This is a genomic window from Stenotrophomonas sp. NPDC077659, from assembly GCF_050268705.1.
Classification (GTDB): domain Bacteria; phylum Pseudomonadota; class Gammaproteobacteria; order Xanthomonadales; family Xanthomonadaceae; genus Stenotrophomonas.
This window is the reverse complement of the sequence record NZ_JBNNHG010000193.1, coordinates 4,833-5,770: the sequence shown is the minus strand read 5'-3', so window position 1 is coordinate 5,770 and position 938 is coordinate 4,833. Positions and strand designations below refer to the sequence as shown.

Genomic DNA, 938 nt, shown 5'->3' with positions numbered 1-938 from the left:
CAACGCCACGCCGGGCCTGAAGGCCTATCTGACCCGCGACAGCGACGTGTTCATCCCGCTGCCGATGCGTGCGCAGAAGGCGCGTGCGAACAAGGCCGATATCTTCATTTCGATCCACGCCGATGCCGCCGAGAACCGCTCGGCCACGGGTTCGTCGGTGTACGTGCTGTCCACCAAGGGTGCCTCCTCGCAGCGTGCGCGCTGGCTGGCGGACAAGGAAAACGCGGCCGACCTGGTGGGTGGCGTGCGCCTGCAGCAGACCGAGGGCACGCTGGCCAACGTGCTGCTGGATCTGGCCCAGAGCGGTTACATGAAGGCCTCCGAAGACGCCGCCGGGCATGTGCTGGGTGGCTTGAAGCGGATCGGCAACAATCACAAGCCGAACCTGGAACGCGCCAATTTCGCCGTGCTGCGCACCTCGGACATGCCGGCGATGCTGGTGGAGACCGCCTTCATCTCCAACCCGGATGAAGAGCGCCGCCTGACCGACCCGGCCTACCAGCGCAAGGTGGCGGGCGCGGTGCTGGATGGCGTGCACACCTTCTTCAGCCGGCAGCCGCCGCCGGGGACGCTGTACGCGGCCCGTGCCCAGGCCGAGATCGACGCCGCCGCCACGATGGCCGGCGGCAGCAAGTAGAGTCGACCGGTGGTCGACTGCGCGCGTGGCGCGCGGTTCATGTTTCCGGCGCCGCGAAGTCGACACGCGGCCTGCACCCAGGCCGAGATCGATGCCGCCGCCACAATGGCCGGCGGCAGCAAATAACCCCTGCCGGTAGAGTCGACCGTTGGTCGACTACGCGCGCGGCGCGGGGTTCATGTTTCCGGTACCGCGCAGTCGACCAACGGTCGACTCTACCGCGCGCGGCGCGGGGTTCATGTTTCCGGTACCGCGCAGTCGACCAACGGTCGACTCTACCGCGCGCAGCACGGGGTTTATG

General features: G+C 68.0%; 1 protein-coding gene. It reads left to right on the top strand.

What is annotated here, in order from left to right; genetic code table 11:
• On the top strand, positions 1-637 hold a 637-nt coding region (locus ACQKDV_RS17970), incomplete at its 5' end, for an N-acetylmuramoyl-L-alanine amidase (RefSeq protein WP_427785555.1).
• Positions 638-938 lie beyond the last annotated feature (301 nt).